This window comes from Nicoliella sp. ESL1106, from assembly GCF_058509965.1.
Genome location: NZ_CP196340.1, coordinates 252,993 through 271,317, shown reverse-complemented (window position 1 = coordinate 271,317; position 18,325 = coordinate 252,993). Strand labels below are relative to the sequence as shown.

Here is an 18,325-nt window from a genome sequence, read left to right as displayed (position 1 = left end):
GTTCCTAAACAACTAAAAAATAATGAAACTCCACCAAATATCAATAAAAGTAATAATAATAAAAATACCATCGTTTTCACCACCGTTGCAATTCATTTTACATTAAAGAACCGCCGAATAGTAGCACTTTACCAAATTTGGAGAGTTGGTCCGACCATATAGATTCCAAATCCCATCACAACTAAACTAAGGCTAATTACAATCCAGCGATAAAGCCCCTTCATTCGGTACTTTTTAGGAAGTGCCTTCGCTTCTAGCAATAACAAGAATCCCAGCACGATTGGTAACATCAAGGCGTTGAGCACCTCTACTAGCACCGCTAATTCAACTGTATGAGAATTGAGAAGGGCCACTGCGGCACCACTAATGTAAATCAAGATCAATATGAAGTAGAAACCGAAACTTTGCTTATTAAAGCGGTCATTGACGCTATGGCGAATGTGCAAAACCTCTGTAATCCCCCAAGTTCCAGACAAACTGACCACGATTGCGGCAACAAGAGCTCCGCCAAGCAGGCTGCCACCAATAATTATTTTGGCCATCCCACTACCTAAAAACGGCACTAATGAATTAACCAGGTCCGCAACCGTATTTAATGGTAGCTGACCATTTTGAGTCGTAATCGCAGCAAATAAAACTACAAAACCAATCATGATTCCCTGAGTAATCAACGTGCCGATTCCAGTGTCTAATTGTTCTCTACGAATCATCTTTGGCGTTAATTGCTTATCGATTACCGCTCCCTGTTGATAAAAAATCATCCAGGGCATGATGACCGCCCCAACGTTGGCAGCGACTAAGTATAAATATGATGAATCATGAGTGGGCATGGAACGCATGCCGTTAACAATGTCATTCCCGTTCGGTTTAACGACAAATAATGCAATGATGAACAGTAGTTCAAATAAACCGACCGCCACCCCGATTCGTTCAACCCGATGGTAGGAATTACGGAATACGATGCTAATTAGTAAAAGGGTTGCCAATGGTACTGTCACCCATTTGGAAATTCCAAATAGTTCCCCAACTCCAGCGATTCCAATCATTTCAGTCAGTAACGCACCAACAACTGAAATCAATAACGTCGCTGCGGAAAGGACTGCCCAACTACTCCCAAAGTGTTCACGAATCAATTCACCATGTCCCTTTTTGGTAATGATTCCTAAGCGAACCGTCATCTCTTGGGCCATAAATAAAATCGGTATCAACAATAATTGCGGTAAAATCATTGAATAACCAAATCTGGATCCCGACTGAGCGGCGGTTATTAAACAACCAGCATCCGTATCAGCTAGCATTACAATCATCCCTGGGCCACATCCCTTTAGAAATTGTTTCATCCGATTGCTAACCATATTAGAACGAAACGTTATCGTCGTTCGTTGCAAAATCCATCACTCCTTGTTAATCATTACTTCCATCCTATTACATAATTATTAGAAGAAAAAGACTACCAAACACAATATGTATGTGTTATGAATGATAGATAGCACAATATATAGTATGCGTAAACATAAAAGCGGGATTAACTGCCGTTCTAGCAGTTAACCCCACTTTGTGAAAATCAAAAATTATTTTAAACTTTTTTGCATTCCGAACCATTCAATTCCACCAAAATTAGAATTTGAATGTCCCAATAGTTCAAACCCATGTTTTTCATAGAATGGGATTAAGCGTTCACGACAATCAAGGATCAATCTTGATAGTTCTTGTTTTTTGGCCAGTTCTTCAATTCGGTCCAATAGTTGGGTTGCGATTCCCAATCCTTGGTAATCAGGAGAAACCGCAAGTCCTAATATTCCCAGATACTTATCGCTTGGTTTTCGAGTTAAGTCCTTCGTGTAGCTATCATTGTTCAATAAGTTATCGTTAGTGGTCCTACCGATCAACATTCCGACAGCTTTACCATCCATTTCAGCAATCAAAGTTGTTTGGGGAAGATAATTGATAAAGTTAATGAAGTCTTTTCTGTTGGCTCTTTCTTCAGGTTCAAAACAACTTTGTTCCACGTGTAACAATTCGTCTAAATCATCCATATTAGGTGGTCTAAATGTAATTTGCATTTGCTTAATGCTCCATTCTTTTTTATTATCCTTATTTTAACAGTGATTTATAAAAATAAGATATAGCGTTTAAGGTTATTTAAATAATTAAGTAAAAAAATAAAGAAGTGTTCAAAAGAACACTTCTTTATTTAACGACCATCATCCATGTATGAAATAGATGAGAACTTATTATGTGATTTCACAAATAAGAGCTTTATCGTTCCTCGGGCTCCAGAACGGTTCTTTTCAATGATCACTTCAACTTCTCCAATATCTTCATTATCCTCTTTAGGGTCACTATTATCATCATCATTATTTCCTTCACGTTCATAATAGTCATCCCGATAGAGAAAGGCAACGATATCTGCATCTTGTTCAATCGACCCTGATTCACGAATATCGGAAAGAACTGGCCGCTTATCCTGACGCTGTTCAACCCCACGTGAGAGTTGTGACAACGCAATTACGGGCACTTTTAGCTCGTTAGCTAATTTTTTCATTTGGCGTGAAATTGCAGAAACTTGTTGTTGTCGATTTTCACGATTGCCACCTTCAATTAGTTGAAGATAATCAACCACGATTAGGCCTAGGTTATTCTTCTCCTTAGCTAAGCGTCGACTCTTAGCCCTAATTTCTGACATTTTAATTCCTGGGGTATCGTCAATATAAACACTGGCTCTAGACAAGCTCCCCATCGCTACGATTAGGTTATTCCACTCATCGTTATCTAAATTACCAGTTCGTAAGTGATTGGCATCGATACTACCTTCAGCACAAATCATTCGATTCACTAATTGCTCTGCGCCCATTTCTAAACTAAAAATCGCAACCGTTTTATCTGACTTAGTAGCAACGTTTTGGGCTACATTCAGAGCAAATGCAGTCTTCCCGACGGCCGGCCGTGCTGCTAGAATAATTAATTCACCCTCATGCAGCCCAGTGGTTATTTCATCTAACTTTTGAAAACCAGTTGAAATTCCCGTTACAGTGTCACTATTTTTAGCTAGTTTACTAATATCACTAAGCGTATTTTTTAAAACATCATCAATTTGTTTAAATCCTGATTGCCCACGATTTTCGGAGATTTGTAAAATCTTAGTTTCAGCATCATCTAATAGGGTGGTAATATCATCGCTATTATTGTAACTTTCGGTGGCAATACTAGTCGCCGTTTCGATTAGCTTCCTAGCAATTGATTTATTGCGAACAATTTTGGCATAGTATGCAATATTAGAAGCGGTCGGAACAGACTGGGATAGTTCTGCTAAATAAGATGGGCCACCAACATCATCTAATTTTTGGTTTGATTTTAAATAGTCAACTACGGTCACAAAGTCGATCTTATCATCACGATCGCTTAATGCCTCCATTGCCTGGAAGATGATCCGATGAGCATTTTTGTAAAAATCATCAGATTGCAGTTGTTCCATAGCATCCGGCAATGATTCAGTATCCAGAAAAATTGCACCTAATACCGCTTTTTCTGCATCAATATTTTGCGGTGGCATTTGACTCATTACTTCATTACTCATTGGATTTCCTCTTTTTATTTTTAATCAAAAATACTGGAGCGTGTTGGCCCCAGTATTTCTTGGTATTGTTTTAATAGCTCAAATCATTACTTTTCATCAACATGAACTCTAATTGTAGCAGTCACAGTTGGGTGTAATTTAACGGGTACGTTTGTATAACCGAGTGAGCGAATTGGATTTGATAATTCAATTTTCCGCTTATCAATTTTGATATTAAATTGTTTATCCAATGCTTGGGCAATTTGTTTACTTGGAATTGAGCCAAATAAACGTCCATCTGAACCAGCCTTAGCAGTTAGTTCAACAACTGTATTATCATTTTCCAAGGTTGTTTTTAATTCTTTGGCATTCGCAAGTTCTTCGGCTTCACTTTTAGCTTCAGCACGTTGTTCAGCCTTAAGCTTACCAATTGCTGAACCAGTAGCAGCCTTAGCCTTACCATGCTTAATTAAAAAGTTTTGTGCGTATCCTTGTGGGACATCCTTAACTTCGCCGCGTTTTCCTTTTCCGCGAACATCTTCTAAAAAGATAACTTTCATTTAGAATCCACTCCTTTGTACTGATTTAATTAAATAAATCAGACTCTTTAAATCTTACTCATCTATTTTATCATTACTATCCGAATCCGTCTCGTCTGAAAGAACATCTTTAATCGTTTCAACTAAAATTGGTTCAACTTCAGATACTTTCTTATCACTGATTTGAGTAGCTCCACTTGATAAATGACCTCCACCACCAAGCCGTTCCATGATTATTTGAACGTTTACTTCTCCATTACTACGAGCAGAAATTCCAACCACTCCACCAGGACGTTGGGTTGCAACGAACGAAGCTTCCACTCCCGACATGGAGAGGATTGAATCAGCGGCTTGAGCAGCCGTAACTGGATCATAGGTCTTATCATCTTCACCAATCACCATTGCAATATGACGATCTTTATCCACAAATCTAACCAAAGAAATGAGGTGGTTTCTAGCAAGATAATCATCCACATTCTCTTCCATGAACTGTTGCATCTCCTCAGAATCAGCACCAGCAGACCGCAAATAACTTGCTGCATCAAACGTTCTGGTTCCAGTTCGCATCGAGAAGGACTTAGTATCAATAAAGATTCCAGTCAACATGGCTGTTGCTTCTAGTTTATTAATTGGTTCTGCATCTTGTGATTGATATTCAAACATTTCCGTAATCAATTCACAAGTTGATGATGCATAAGGCTCAATATAAACCAAAATTGGGTTTGGAGGGAATTCCTCACCACGGCGGTGATGATCAATAATTACCACCCGACTAGCCAAACGTTTATAAAGATCCTGAGAAATACTCATTGATGGTTTTGAATGGTCAACCATAATCAATAAGCTATTATCAGTTGCCTTTTGGAGAGCCTCTTCAGGAGTAATAATCGAATCATAAATTTCTGGATAATCCTTACTAGTTGCAATTAAGCGTTTTACATCAGAATGCAATTGTGATTGATCAACAACGATCCAACATTGTTTATTATTCATCTTAGCAATTCTTCTGATTCCAAAACAAGCTCCAATTGCATCCATATCTGGACGTTGGTGACCCTGAACAAAGATTTGATCTGATTCCTTCATAATTTCTTGAAGGGCTTGTGAAGTCATCCGTGCCCGAACACGAGTCCGTTTTTCCATTGGATTTGTTTTTCCACCATAGAAACGGGCCTCTTTATCCTTAGCCTTAACAACCACTTGGTCACCCCCACGTCCTAACGCAAGGTCTAAATCACTTTGGGCTTGATCAGCCAGACTATTTAAATTGTCATCACCATAAGCAATTCCGACACTCAGTGTTAATGGGAAATTTTGCTTAGAAGTGCTTTCACGAATTTTATCTAAAATCTTGAACTTATCATCCTCGATTTCAGCTAGCGATCTAGCATATGCAATAATCATAAAATGATCATCATCAATTTGCTTTAAATACATCCCGAACTCACGAGCCCAAGCAGTTAGCTCATTGGTGACATAATTCAAAAGATTAGAAATTTCTTGATCGGTCATCGACTGAGTAATTTCATCATAGTTATCTAAAAAGATTTCTCCAATTGAAACCTTCTCATTATTATAACGTTCCTCAATATCGTAATAACTAGTGACATCCATTAAATAAACGGTATGAAATTCTTTTTGAACTAACATTGAAAAATGATGGTGGTTCCAAGTAACATCATTTGCTTCATTCGAATTCCAATATTTGGAAATTAAAGAATTTAAGCCTGGTGCAACTTCAACTACTGTATTCCCAAGCACAACCTGATCACCAAAGTATGGTTGTAAGTACGGATTAACCCATTCGATTTTTTGATCATCACTTAGAATCATCACACCCATTGGCATTTCAAGCATTGTTTCGCTTTCACCACGGTGAATCCGATATGATAAATCCGAAATATACTGATTACGATTAGCGCTTAAATGATTCAATAAATTGAAAGTATACGCCAAGCCAATGCAAACAAATGTCAAAAGGACTATTCCAGTGTAGATACTATAAAGAAATGCAATTACCGTTCCTAAAATCGATAAAACGGAAGTAAACAAGGTTACCCATCTTAAATTTTTATTTTTAAGAAAGGGTGGTATGTTTTTAAATGAATCTTTTTTCTTCATTATGATACCTCTTATATTTTGAGATAACTATATTTTATCACAATCTGATTTTGATAGTAAAAAAAGGAGTAGGACCAATTGATCCCACTCCCCTTCTAACTAATCTGATTAGTCTTCGCTTACAAAGGCCATTAAGCCCATGATCCGAGCACGCTTGATAGCAGCAGTCAACTTACGTTGATTCTTAGCGCTGGTACCAGTAACTCGACGAGGTAAAATTTTACCACGCTCTGATGTAAAACGATTTAATAAAGCTACATCCTTGTAATCGATGTAATCGATATGATTAGCAGCAATATAATCGACCTTACGACGACGACGTCCGCCTCTTCTTTGTGCCATTATTTTCACTCCTTTATAATTTGATTTTTATTTAACAACTCTAATTTTAAGTTTAATTTAGAATGGTAAATTATCATCGGAAAGCTTTAAGTTTCGATTATTCTTATCATCTTTCCCTTTAAAAGGAGCTTTATTGTCGTTTCGATCATTATAATCATCTTTACCTGAATCAGGTTTTTGATTATTATTCAAATCATTAGGATTTGAATTTTCAGTTTGGTGTCCACCATCCACATTGTCTGAATGTGGGGTTTGATTCCCACCATTCATATTATCTGTAAATGGAGTTTGGTTCCCACCGTTCATATTATCTGAAAATGGAGTTTGGTTCCCACCGTTCATATTATCTGAAAATGGAGTTTGATTCCCACCGTTCATATTATCTGAAAATGGGTTTTGGTTACCACCATTCATATTATCTGAGAATGGAGTTTGGTTACCACCATTCATATTATTTGGAAATGGGGTTTGATTCCCACCGTTCCAACCATTATTAGGCTGGGGGTTATTATAATTACCATTCCCAGAAACATGATTATCGAATCCATTCATATTTCCATTTTGAAAAGATGAACCATTATCGTTGTTGTAACCACCATTACCAAAATTATTCACACTTGCTGCACCCCGATTAGAGTTAGCAGAATTACGTGATTCTAAAAATGAAAAGTTTTCAACAACAACATCAGTAGTATAAATGCGAGTTCCTTGTTTTTCATAGCTACCAGTCTGAATACGACCTTCTACACCAATTAAGCTTCCCTTGTGTACGTACTGAGAAAGGGTTTCAGCTGTTTTCCCCCAAGCTTGACAGCTAATAAAATCAGTGTCTCGATCACCATTGGCACTCTTGAAGTTACGATCTACCGCTAATGTAAAATGAGCAACCGCTCTTTTTGATTGTGTGTATCGAAGATCTACATCTCGGGTTAAACGTCCAGTTAATGCAACAGAATTAATCATGCTGAAAAACTCCTCTCTTTTATTACAATGATCAGTTTAATTATCTTAAAACAGTCATTTGACGTAAGATACCATCACTATACTTGGATAAACGATCAAATTCTTGTAATGCTTCGTATTTATCAGTAGTTAAGTTAACAATGTGGTAAGTACCTTCATTGAAACCACCAATTTCGTAAGCAAAACGGCGCTTTGACCAATCCTTTGAATCAATAATCTTAGCACCATTATCAGTCAAGATCTTGTCAAAACGATCAACTAATTCCTTCTTAGCTGGTTCATCTAAATCAGGACGAATGATGTAAGTAATTTCGTATTTCTTTTCTTCCATGAGTTACACCTCCTTGTGGTCTGAGGCCCCATAGCCAATTCTAAGGGGCAAGGAAAATATTGGAAAACACCAATATTCACAAGTAAAAATTATAGCATGCTTGCTAAAAATAATCAATAAAATTAATAACGAGATGAGTATTTTCGATACATAGTTAAAATACGCAGACAAATAAAATAACGGCTAAAAAGCCGTTATTTTATTTTAAATTTTTTATGATTCGTTACTTGAATCTTCAGAATCGTCTTCCTTAGCGACCTTAGCCATTGTAGCAACCTTGGATTCGCCATCCATTCTAATTAAATGAACTCCTAAGGTAACCCGACTACTTTCAGATACGTTATTCGCATCAAATCGAATCGTAACACCCTTATCGGTAATCAACATGATGTCTTCGTCACCGTCAACGGTTGCTAATCCTGCAATGGGACCATTTTTAGCACTAATTTTAGCGGTCTTGATTCCCTTCCCGCCACGTCCTTTAATTGCATATTCATTAGCTGGCGTCCGTTTCCCATACCCCTTTTCAGAGATAACAAAGACGAAACTATTTGGAGCTAACACGTCTGCACCGACTACATAATCATCTGGATGAAGATTAATTCCACGAACCCCGCTCGCAGTTCTTCCCATTGAGCGCACATCTTCCGCTTTAAAACTAGCTGCATAGCCTTGATGGGTTCCAATAATAATATTATCTTCCTTGTTTACAACTGAAACTCGAATTAATTCATCATCTTCCTTTAGACTAATTGCCTTAAGTCCATTACTCCGAATATTGAAGAACTCATTAATTGATGTTCGTTTGGAACGACCTAATAAGGTAGTAAAGAATAGGAATTTTTCTTCCTCCTTATTTTTAGCAGAAACATTAATTACCGCTTCGATCTTTTCCTCAGGTTTAATTCCTAGCAAGTTGATAATTGGAATTCCCTTAGCAGTCCGACCATATTCAGGGATTTCATATCCCTTCATTCGATATACCTTTCCTGCATTGGTAAAGAATAGGAGCGTATCGTGAGTAGAAGTGGCAACTAGGTGTTCAATGAAGTCATCATTATGAACACCCATACCTTGAATCCCACGACCACCGCGATTTTGAGTCTTAAAGTCAGAAGTTGGGAGACGCTTGACATACCCGTTGTGGGTCAAGGTAACCATCACATCTTCTTCTGCAATTAAGTCTTCATCTTCAATACTTAGAACTTCACCAACCAATAGCTTGGTCCGCCGTTCATCCCCGAACTTATCTTGAATTTCCAATAATTCATTGTAGATAATTTCATTTACCTTTTCACGGCTAGCTAGAATGGCCTTGAATTCTTCGATATCTTTTAACAGTTTTTGATGCTCTTCTTCAACTTTTTCGCGTTCAAGACCAGTTAACCGTACTAATCGCATGTCCAAGATTGCTTGAGCTTGCTTATCAGATAAATCGTAGTTATCAATCAATTGAGCTTTGGCAATCGCACCCGTTCTGGATTCACGAATGATTCGAATGATTTCATCAATATGATCTAGCGCAATCAACAACCCTTGAAGAATGTGATCACGATTTTCAGCCCGTTTAAGATCATGGGCAGTCCGCCGTTTGATCACTTCTACTTGGTGTTCCAAGTAGTTTTGCAGGATTTCTTTTAGGCTTAAGACTTTCGGTGCGCCGTGAACGATTGCTAACATATTGAAGCTAAATGAAGTTTGTAGCAGCGTTAATTTGTAGAGGTTGTTCAAAACAACTTCCGCACTTGCATCGCGCTTCACATCAATCGTGACCCGCAAACCTTCACGGTCGGATTCATCCTTAATGTCTGTGATTCCTTCGATTCGCTTTTCACGAACTAAATCGGCAATCCGTTCAATCAACTTGGCCTTGTTGACCATGTAAGGTAATTCTGTCGCAACGATTTGTTGATGACCCCTTACCTCTTCAATATCAACCTTAGCCCGTAGGACAATTGTTCCTTTTCCAGATTCATATGCTTTTCGAATGCCAGATTTACCCATTACGACCCCACCAGTTGGGAAGTCAGGACCAGGTAATGCTTCCATTAAATCAGCAGTCGTTGCATCTGGGTTACCCATTAAAATATGAATGGCACTAATTACTTCACTTAAATTGTGTGGGGGGATATTTGTAGCCATCCCCACGGCAATCCCAGAAGCCCCGTTGACCAATAGGTTTGGAAAACGAGATGGCAATACGGTCGGTTCTTTTTCAGTACCATCATAATTATCTTGAAAATCAACGGTATCCTTATTAATATCACGAAGCATTTCCAACGCGATCTTACTTAACCGTGCCTCGGTGTAACGCATTGCGGCAGCGCCGTCACCATCGACGGATCCAAAGTTCCCATGACCATCGACTAGCATGTAGCGATAACTAAAGTCTTGCGCCATTCGGACCATGGAACCATAAACAGCTGAGTCACCGTGAGGATGGTACTTACCTAGCACATCCCCAACTACTCTGGCTGATTTTTTGTACGGCTTATCGGGGGTCACCCCTAATTCATGCATATCGTAAAGGATTCTGCGATGAACGGGCTTCAGTCCATCCCGAACATCTGGTAACGCTCTGGCAACGATAACACTCATTGCATAATCCAAGAATGATGTTTTCATTTTTTTGGATAAATCAATATCTGTGATGCGGTGATTTACAATCTCTTCGTCGGCCACTTTATTTGCCTCCATTCATGGTCTATTTTTAATCGATGTTACACGTGAAACATTTAAATTCATGAATCATGATGTTACACGTGTAACAATTAATTAAACGTCCAAGTTTTCAACAAACTTAGCATTCTCTTCAATGAATTTCCGCCGTGGTTCAACTTGGTTCCCCATTAACATTGCAAATACCTGGGCAGCGCCAGCAGCGTTTTCAGAATCGACCCTCAGTAGATGTCGATTATCTGGATTCATAGTTGTTTCCCAAAGTTGTTCTGGGTCCATTTCACCAAGCCCCTTGTAACGTTGAATTTGTGGCTTTGGTGAACCTGGTAGTTCACTTAACAGTTTGTGTAACTCTTGATCAGTATCAAGATAACGTTGTAATTTCCCCTGTCTTAAACGATACAAAGGTGGTTGCGCAATGTAAACATACCCTGCATCTAACAATGGGCGCATGTAATTATAAATCAACGTCAATAATAAAGTTTGGATATGTGCACCATCGACATCGGCATCGGTCATGATGATCAATTTATGATAGTGAACCTTAGAAATATCAAAATCATCACCAAAACCAGTTCCCATGGCAGTGAACAACGAACGGATTTCTTCATTTGCTAAAATCCGATCCATGCTTGCTTTTTCGACATTTAGAATTTTCCCACGGATTGGCAGAATTGCTTGCGTTAATCTAGACCGTCCCTGCTTTGCTGATCCACCAGCAGAATCCCCTTCGACAATGAATAATTCTGAAATCTTAGGGTCATTACTAGTGTTATTAGCTAACTTTCCTGGCAGGTTACTGATTTCCAAGCCACTCTTCTTCCGAGTAACTTCACGCGCCCGCTTAGCTGCCACCCGTGCTTTGGATGCGATTGATCCCTTTTCAACGATCTTTCTAGCAACGCTCGGGTTTTCCAATAGGAAACGGTTGAAATGTTCACTGAAAATTCGATCCGTAGCAACCCGTGCATCGGAGTTCCCCAACTTGGTCTTAGTTTGACCTTCAAATTGTGGATCTGGATGCTTGATGCTAATAACAGCAGTTAAGCCTTCACGAACGTCATAACCAGTCAACTTAGCATCCTTACCCTTCAAGAGGTTGTTCTTGCGAGCATAGTCGTTGATCACACGCGTCAAGGCCCGTTTGAAACCTTCTTCGTGGGTTCCACCTTCAATTGTGTGGATGTTATTCGTAAAGGTTAGGAGGTTACTATGGTAATCATCGGTATATTGAAGGGCTACTTCAACGTTAATATTGTTTTCATTGCCTTCAACATAAATCGGCGTCTCAAATAGGGTATCTTTATTTTCATCTAAGTATTCAACGTAATGCTTAATACCGCCTTCATAATGAAAATCATGTTCAATTGGTTTTTCAGGCCGTTCATCCCGAATTGTGATCCGAAGGCCCTTATTTAAGAAAGCCAGTTCACGGACCCGATTCGTCAAGGTGTCCATATCATAAGTAGTGGTTTCGGTGAAAATATCTGGATCTGGAACAAAATGTACCTTGGTCCCATGTTCTTCTTCGGACGTGGTCCCAATTTGTTTCATTTGATCTTGAACGTGGCCGCGCTTGAAGTCAATGTAATAAACTTTACCACCACGTTTGACAGTCACGTCTAATTCTGTTGATAAGGCGTTAACTACTGATGCCCCAACCCCGTGGAGTCCACCAGAAACCTTATATCCGCCACCGCCAAACTTACCACCGGCATGCAGAATAGTGAAAATCGTTTCCAAAGCTGGTTTCCCAGTCTTAGTCATGGTGTCAACAGGAACCCCACGTCCATTATCAGTAACGGTAATACTATTGTCCTTTTCAACCGTTACATGAATGGTATCAGCAAACCCAGCGAGGGCTTCGTCGATTCCGTTATCAACAATTTCCCACACCAAGTGGTGGAGGCCTTGAACACTAGTGGAACCAATATACATCCCTGGTCGCTTCCGAACGGCTTCCAAGCCCTCTAAAACTTGAATCTGGCTGGCATTATACTTTTCAGCTTCTTTTTCACGTCGCTTTTCTTCGTCAGTCACCTTTAACTCCTCCTTTAATCACAAATCATCAATCAACATTTAAATTTCCATCGTTAACATGAAATACTTTTGGATCATGAATCAAATCCTTAGCAACTCCACTTAAGCTCGTCGTTGTCAAAAACGTTTGAACCTTATCTTGAATTGCTCTTAACAGATGGGTTTGTCGATCATCATCTAGTTCTGATAAAACATCATCTAATAATAAAATTGGATATTCACCAGTTTCTGACTTCATTAGATCAATTTCAGCTAACTTAACAGACAATGCTGTTGTTCGTTGCTGACCTTGCGAACCAAACGTCTGAACATCATTTCGGTTAATTTGAAATTTTAAGTCATCACGATGGGGGCCTAAAACGGATGTGCCCATTTTAATTTCACGATTCCGTTCATCTTGAAACGCTTGCATTAGCCCATCATAGATATCCTTAACCGAACCTAACTGCTTTTTTCTTAAGCGCGTAACGTAATTAAAACTCAGATGCTCTTGGTTTTGTGAAATCGTCGCATGAATTTGACTCGACCATTGTTCCAATTTTTTTAGTAGCATCAACCGATGGTAAATGATCTCTGCACCATAACCAGCTAGTTGATCAGATAAAACATCCAAATACAATAAATCAGAAGCTCTTTTAATTTGCAATAACTTAAGATACTTGTTTCTTTGCCGCAAAACCCGTTGATACTGAACACTATTATAAAGGTATTGATTACTCATTTGACTAAACTCAATATCCATAAAACGTCTCCGAATCTGAGGGGACCCCTTTACGATTGAAAGGTCTTCTGGGGCAAATAAAACTACGTTCAAATTACCAATGTAAGATGATAGCTTAGGCTGTTCAATATGATTAACCCGTGATAGTTTCCCATCTTTACTAAGATTTAATTCTAAGTCTAACTTACCAGATTCCTTATTAACTAAGGCTTTCAACTGGGCACTTTGGTTTTTCCATTGAATTAAATCGTGATTATTATTAGTGCGATGACTCTTAGTCAGTGCTAATACATAAATTGATTCCAATAGATTCGTTTTGCCCTGGGCATTATTACCCAATAAGACATTTACTCCGCTATCGAAATCAACCGCTAAATGCTCATAGTTTCTAAAATGGTTTAATTCTAATTTAGCAATTTTCATTAATCATCCTGCTTTGCTCGAATGAAAAACATCCCAACGTCTGGAATCGAGACATTGTCACCATCGTACAATTTCTTACCACGCCGATTTTCTGGTTCATCGTTCAATAAGACTGTATTTTCACGAAGGTACCATTTTGCCTGACCGCCAGATCCTACAATTGTCTCCTCCTTTAACATTTGTCCTAATGTTATATACGGAGTAGAGATAAAAACAGTTTTCTTCAAATTTTCACCCCTCTTTTACAACCTCTATTATAACCTTAAAATAACAAAAAGTACACTGTAATCACATTATCAGGCCTTTACAGCAATTTTAAGTTGATTATATGTAATTAGTCTAATAAAAGAAAAAACACCTTAAATCGTAAATTTTAGCTGAAATTACGCAAAAAAAGCGTGAAACTAAATAATTAGTTCCACGCTTTAATTTAAGTTAATTTTTATTTGTCAACATAAGTTAGTTCTTTTGAAGTGTGAGTAAATGGTTCAACACCAGTTTCAGTGACGTGAACACAATCTTCGATTCGGACTCCAGCAACATTTGGAATGTAGATCCCAGGTTCAATCGAGAAACACATTCCTGGTTGTAATTCCATCTTATTGCCTTCCATGATTGATGGAAATTCGTGTTCACTCATCCCCATCCCATGACCGAGTCTGTGGATAAAGTATTCACCGTAACCAGACTTGTTGATAACATCTCTGGCCACCGCATCTAGTTGCTCTGCAGTAATGCCTGGCTTAGCTGCATCCATTGCCTTTAACTGGGCTTCTAAACAAACCTTATAGATATCTAATTCCTTATCAGTTGGTTTCCCAACCGCAACGGTTCTAGATGCATCTGAAATATAACCATCATGAACCGTTCCTAGGTCAAATAATACTAACTGGTTGTTTTGAACTTTAATTTCACTGGTATCACCATGTGGATTAGCTGCATGGGCACCCGCTTGAACTAAGGTATCAAAACTCATGTTACTAACCCCACGCATTTTCAACTCGTATTCCAATTTGGCAGCAATACTCATTTCAGTCACGCCAGGCTTAACCGCAGCAAATCCCTGTTCAAATGCAAAATCAGCTTCGCGACCAGCAGCATCTAGTTTCGCAATTTCATCAGCAGTTTTAAATAAGCGCATGTGATCAATAAATGAAGTCACATCGATATCAAAAGCGGCACTAGTTAACACATTTTGTAAAGCTTCTTCACGAGCAACTGGCAAGTAGGCCTTGTCCAATGCAATGTGTTTAGGGTCTGCAACCCGCTTTTTAATTTGGTCGCCAATCATTTGCCATGGGTTTTCATGGTCTAAGTAACCATAAACAGGATGGCTGAAACCAGTCCCCTTAACAACTTCAACTTCTAGTGCTGGTGCAAATATAAATGGTTCTTGATCTGCAAATACCACTAAAGCTAAAACCCGTTCAACTGGATCACTATAAAATCCAGTTAAATATTCAATCGTCTTTGGATTACTGATGTAGGTAACATCTGCTCCTTGTTCAGCTGTCCATTTTTGAACTGATTCTAATTTTGACATTTAAACCACCCCACAAAAGAATTTTTATTCGGACCCTAGAACGTCCGTACTGGTGTTATTAATTGAATAAAGCTATCGCCATCTTCAGTTGGCTTTAAAGTGAATGGCCGTAATGCTGCAGAAAATGAAATTTCAATCATTGATTTCCCAAATGAATGTAAAGCATCCTTAACGTAATCAGGATTGAATGAGATTTCCAATTCATCGCCAGTCACTGAGTCAGGTTCTAATTCTTCTTCAACCGTCCCAACGTCTGGAGAATCACCAGTAATTTTAATTTTAACATCACTTGGCATAATAGTTAATTTAACTACGTTGTTTCGAGAAGCATGTGAAAGGACTGAAGCCCGTTCAATTGAAGCTAATAATTCAGGGGCGGCTAATTGAATTTTAGTTGTTGATTCTTCAGGGATTAAACGTGAAGTATCGGGGTAGTTCCCCTCGAGCAATCTTGAATAGAAGTAGTTATCATCAAAAATAAATAGGACTTGGTTTTCAGCAATTCTCATTTCAAGGTCTTGATGATCACCAATCATTTTGGAAAGTTCGTTCAGACTCTTTCCTGGAATCACGAAACTATATTCACGATCACTACCTGAAAATTCGATCGAACGTTGACTGAGTCGATGACTATCAGTTGCGACTGCTAATAATTTCCCATCACGTAATTCAAAATGAACCCCAGTTAAAATAGGGCGACTTTCCTGGGTAGATACAGCAATTACAGTTTGACTAATGATTTCTTTAAAGATATCACCAGAAAAAGTAACGGAATCATCAGTATCAATTTCTGGTAGGTGAGGGTAATTGCTGGCATCTAATCCATTAATTGTGAATTCTGATTGACCAGACTTAATGGTTGTTTGTAAATCATTTCCTACCGATACGGTCATTGTTACTTCTGGTAGTTTTTTAACAATGCTAATAAAGAATCCAGCAGATAATACTACTGAGCCTTCTTCACTAATGACTAATTCGTTTTTAGGGTCATTACTTTTAATTTGAGTTTCAATCGAGATATCTGCATTGCTACCGGTAAGAATTAATCCTTCGTTATCAGCAGTGATTTTGATTCCAGTTAAAATTGGAATCGTAGTCTTTGAAGAGATTGATCTAGATACAGTGGTTAAACTTTTGATGAAAGCAGATCTTTTAATTGAAAATTTCATTTATGATTTCCTCCTGGCGTGGTAGTAATAAGTTATTATATAAATGATGGTGATAAGTCCTGTGGATAAGTCAGCCAAATGTAAGCTAATCGCATGGTGCGTAAGGGATTAACCCTGTGGATAACCTGTGGATAAGTCCTTACTTCCTGTGGATAACCTGTGGATAAGTAAATAAAAACATCCAAAACACATGTTGAAATTATAACATCAAATGATCATTTTAATACCGATAATGGTTATCGAAGTAGCTCAGTTTTTAAATCATTGACCTCATCTTTAATTTGAGGATCATTGTTATCCAATGCCTTCTTTATTTTTTCATAAGCGTGGATAACGGTAGTATGATCCTTGCCACCGAAAGCTTTGCCAATCTTAGGTAAAGAAATTCTTGTAAGTTCCCGCGATAGATACATTGCAACCTGTCTAGGGGCAACAATTTCTTTATAACGCTTCTTGCCCTTTATATCATCTACAGAAACGTCATAATAGGAGGCGACTTTTTGGAGGATGTCATTAATATCAACGTTTTTCTCAACTCGACTTGAAAAATCAATTCCACCCATCGCTTCCTTTACTAAGTTGGTATTGATCTTAACGTGGTTTCCCTTAAGCTCAGAAAAAGCCTTAACTCTTGATAATGCACTTTCTAGCTCCCGCACGTTAGAGTTAATACTTTCAGCGAGGTATTCTAGTGCTTCGTCTGTAATTTCAATATTGGCATATTTAGCCTTACTTTGTAGTATCTTGGTTCTGGTCGCAACGTCAGGCTCGTCAATACTGACCGCAAGTCCCCAGTTGAATCTAGAAACTAGTCGATCCTGCAGCTTTGCAATTTCGTTAGGTAATCGATCAGAAGTCATGACAATTTTTTTACCATCCTTATGCAACTCATTAAATGTATGAAAGAATTCTTCTTGGGTCTTATCCTTACTAGAAAAGAATTGAATATCATCAACTAGTAGGGTATCAACATTTCGATATTTTTCTTTGAACTTTTCCATTTCGTTGCCACCATGGGCATCCTTTTTAACGGCGCTAACAAATTCATTAGTAAACTTATCACTAGTAATAAATACGACGTTTTTGGTGGGATCTTGTTCTAATATAAAATTACCAATGGCTTGCATTAAGTGGGTCTTTCCTAATCCCACACCTCCATAGATAAGAAGGGGATTATAAATAGTCACTGGTTCTTCTGCAACGGAGAGGGCAGCAGCTTGGGCAAACATGTTTGGGCGGCCCACCACAAATTTATCAAATGTATAATCAGGATTTAACTGATTATTTTTTTCTTCTTCAGGTGGAAACGGTTTGCTTTCAGCTTGCTCTTGTTTTTCATCTTCAACTTGATTTTCAGTGACTAATATTGGATTAATATCCTTGCCAGTGATTTGAAAGGAGTATTCAATTACCTTGCTGGTAATGTTTTTTTGCCAATAGTCAATGTGTAAATCAGAAGGAAGTTGAAGTGTTAATCGATTATGATCTAGTTTAATTGGCTTTACATCTTTAAACCAAGTTCGGTAACTGACGGGGGTAAAATCATTTTTGAGATGATCATTAATTTTTTCCCATAGAGAATTAGCATCCAAAATGCCTACCTCCTTTCTTAAAAATACAAAAAATATTTTAGCATTAAAATTATGAGTTTTCCACAGGCTGTGAATGAAAATAAATTTGTTTCACACCCTGTGGATTACTTTATCCACAGGCTGTGGATAACAGATAAAATAATCGTAAAAAAACAGGTTATCCACAGGGGCTGTGGATAAAAAAAGGGCTTGTAATGTTAATATATAAACATTTATAAAAACTTATCCACACCTGTTGATAACTTTATCCACAGGCTGTGGATATGTGGATAACATGTGGATAACATGTGGATAACTTATTAAATA

14 protein-coding genes and 1 pseudogene are annotated in these 18,325 nt (G+C 38.2%); all 15 read right to left on the bottom strand.

The genetic code is table 11. The features are described from left to right. Window positions 1-128 precede the first annotated feature (128 nt). A complete protein-coding gene (locus ACSVI6_RS01235) occupies window positions 129-1,355 on the bottom strand; it encodes an NRAMP family divalent metal transporter (RefSeq protein ID WP_491720940.1) in 1,227 nt (408 codons plus the stop codon). Window positions 1,356-1,571: 216 nt separating this feature from the next. Then, window positions 1,572-2,063: a GNAT family N-acetyltransferase gene (locus tag ACSVI6_RS01230; protein WP_491719866.1), complete on the bottom strand. Its 492-nt coding sequence runs from the start codon at window positions 2,061-2,063 to the stop codon at window positions 1,572-1,574. A 131-nt stretch (window positions 2,064-2,194) separates the two neighbouring features. Continuing rightward, window positions 2,195-3,577, bottom strand: coding sequence for a replicative DNA helicase (gene dnaB / locus ACSVI6_RS01225; protein ID WP_491719865.1), 1,383 nt, complete (start codon window positions 3,575-3,577; stop codon window positions 2,195-2,197). A gap of 86 nt (window positions 3,578-3,663) precedes the next feature. Continuing rightward, window positions 3,664-4,116, bottom strand: coding sequence for a 50S ribosomal protein L9 (rplI, locus tag ACSVI6_RS01220; protein ID WP_491716916.1), 453 nt, complete (start codon window positions 4,114-4,116; stop codon window positions 3,664-3,666). A 54-nt stretch (window positions 4,117-4,170) separates the two neighbouring features. Further along, on the bottom strand, window positions 4,171-6,216 hold the full coding sequence (locus tag ACSVI6_RS01215; protein WP_491719864.1) for a DHH family phosphoesterase: 2,046 nt from the start codon (window positions 6,214-6,216) through the stop codon (window positions 4,171-4,173). Window positions 6,217-6,324: 108 nt separating this feature from the next. Continuing rightward, on the bottom strand, window positions 6,325-6,561 hold the full coding sequence (gene rpsR / locus ACSVI6_RS01210) for a 30S ribosomal protein S18 (RefSeq protein WP_491717269.1): 237 nt from the start codon (window positions 6,559-6,561) through the stop codon (window positions 6,325-6,327). 339 nt (window positions 6,562-6,900) lie between these two features. Then, window positions 6,901-7,521, bottom strand: a pseudogene (locus ACSVI6_RS01205) (single-stranded DNA-binding protein); the annotation flags it as partial. 40 nt (window positions 7,522-7,561) lie between these two features. Next, window positions 7,562-7,852 carry a 30S ribosomal protein S6 gene (rpsF, locus tag ACSVI6_RS01200; RefSeq protein WP_219053897.1) on the bottom strand — a complete coding sequence of 97 codons (291 nt, stop codon included), beginning with the start codon at window positions 7,850-7,852 and terminating at the stop codon, window positions 7,562-7,564. Between the two features lie 213 nt (window positions 7,853-8,065). Then, window positions 8,066-10,534 carry a DNA gyrase subunit A gene (gyrA, locus tag ACSVI6_RS01195; protein ID WP_491716912.1) on the bottom strand — a complete coding sequence of 823 codons (2,469 nt, stop codon included), beginning with the start codon at window positions 10,532-10,534 and terminating at the stop codon, window positions 8,066-8,068. 93 nt (window positions 10,535-10,627) lie between these two features. Continuing rightward, entirely contained in the window at window positions 10,628-12,571 is a 1,944-nt protein-coding gene (gene gyrB / locus ACSVI6_RS01190) for a DNA topoisomerase (ATP-hydrolyzing) subunit B (protein WP_491716911.1), read from the bottom strand. Between the two features lie 28 nt (window positions 12,572-12,599). Further along, the gene (gene recF / locus ACSVI6_RS01185; RefSeq protein ID WP_491720774.1) at window positions 12,600-13,715 is read right to left on the bottom strand and encodes a DNA replication/repair protein RecF; all 1,116 of its coding nucleotides are present in this window, start codon (window positions 13,713-13,715) and stop codon (window positions 12,600-12,602) included. Further along, on the bottom strand, window positions 13,715-13,942 hold the full coding sequence (gene yaaA / locus ACSVI6_RS01180; protein ID WP_219053893.1) for a S4 domain-containing protein YaaA: 228 nt from the start codon (window positions 13,940-13,942) through the stop codon (window positions 13,715-13,717). Before yaaA ends, recF begins: the two co-directional genes overlap by 1 nt. 215 nt (window positions 13,943-14,157) lie before the next feature. Next, on the bottom strand, window positions 14,158-15,258 hold the full coding sequence (locus ACSVI6_RS01175; protein WP_491720773.1) for a M24 family metallopeptidase: 1,101 nt from the start codon (window positions 15,256-15,258) through the stop codon (window positions 14,158-14,160). 35 nt (window positions 15,259-15,293) lie between these two features. Then, entirely contained in the window at window positions 15,294-16,427 is a 1,134-nt protein-coding gene (gene dnaN, locus ACSVI6_RS01170) for a DNA polymerase III subunit beta (protein ID WP_491720772.1), read from the bottom strand. A 236-nt stretch (window positions 16,428-16,663) separates the two neighbouring features. Further along, window positions 16,664-18,022 (bottom strand): chromosomal replication initiator protein DnaA, encoded by a 1,359-nt coding sequence (gene dnaA / locus ACSVI6_RS01165; RefSeq protein ID WP_491717268.1) that lies wholly within the window; start codon window positions 18,020-18,022, stop codon window positions 16,664-16,666. Window positions 18,023-18,325 lie beyond the last annotated feature (303 nt).

Excerpts from the sequence above, each read along its gene's own strand:
- ACSVI6_RS01215 (WP_491719864.1), bottom strand. The coding sequence starts at position 6,216 with ATGAAGAAAAAAGATTCATTTAAAAACATACCACCCTTTCTTAAAAAT.
- ACSVI6_RS01235 (WP_491720940.1), bottom strand. The coding sequence starts at position 1,355 with ATGGTTAGCAATCGGATGAAACAATTTCTAAAGGGATGTGGCCCAGGG.
- dnaN (WP_491720772.1), bottom strand. The coding sequence starts at position 16,427 with ATGAAATTTTCAATTAAAAGATCTGCTTTCATCAAAAGTTTAACCACT.
- dnaB (WP_491719865.1), bottom strand. The coding sequence starts at position 3,577 with ATGAGTAATGAAGTAATGAGTCAAATGCCACCGCAAAATATTGATGCA.
- rpsF (WP_219053897.1), bottom strand. The coding sequence starts at position 7,852 with ATGGAAGAAAAGAAATACGAAATTACTTACATCATTCGTCCTGATTTA.
- recF (WP_491720774.1), bottom strand. The coding sequence starts at position 13,715 with ATGAAAATTGCTAAATTAGAATTAAACCATTTTAGAAACTATGAGCAT.
- ACSVI6_RS01175 (WP_491720773.1), bottom strand. The coding sequence starts at position 15,258 with ATGTCAAAATTAGAATCAGTTCAAAAATGGACAGCTGAACAAGGAGCA.
- rplI (WP_491716916.1), bottom strand. The coding sequence starts at position 4,116 with ATGAAAGTTATCTTTTTAGAAGATGTTCGCGGAAAAGGAAAACGCGGC.
- ACSVI6_RS01230 (WP_491719866.1), bottom strand. The coding sequence starts at position 2,063 with ATGCAAATTACATTTAGACCACCTAATATGGATGATTTAGACGAATTG.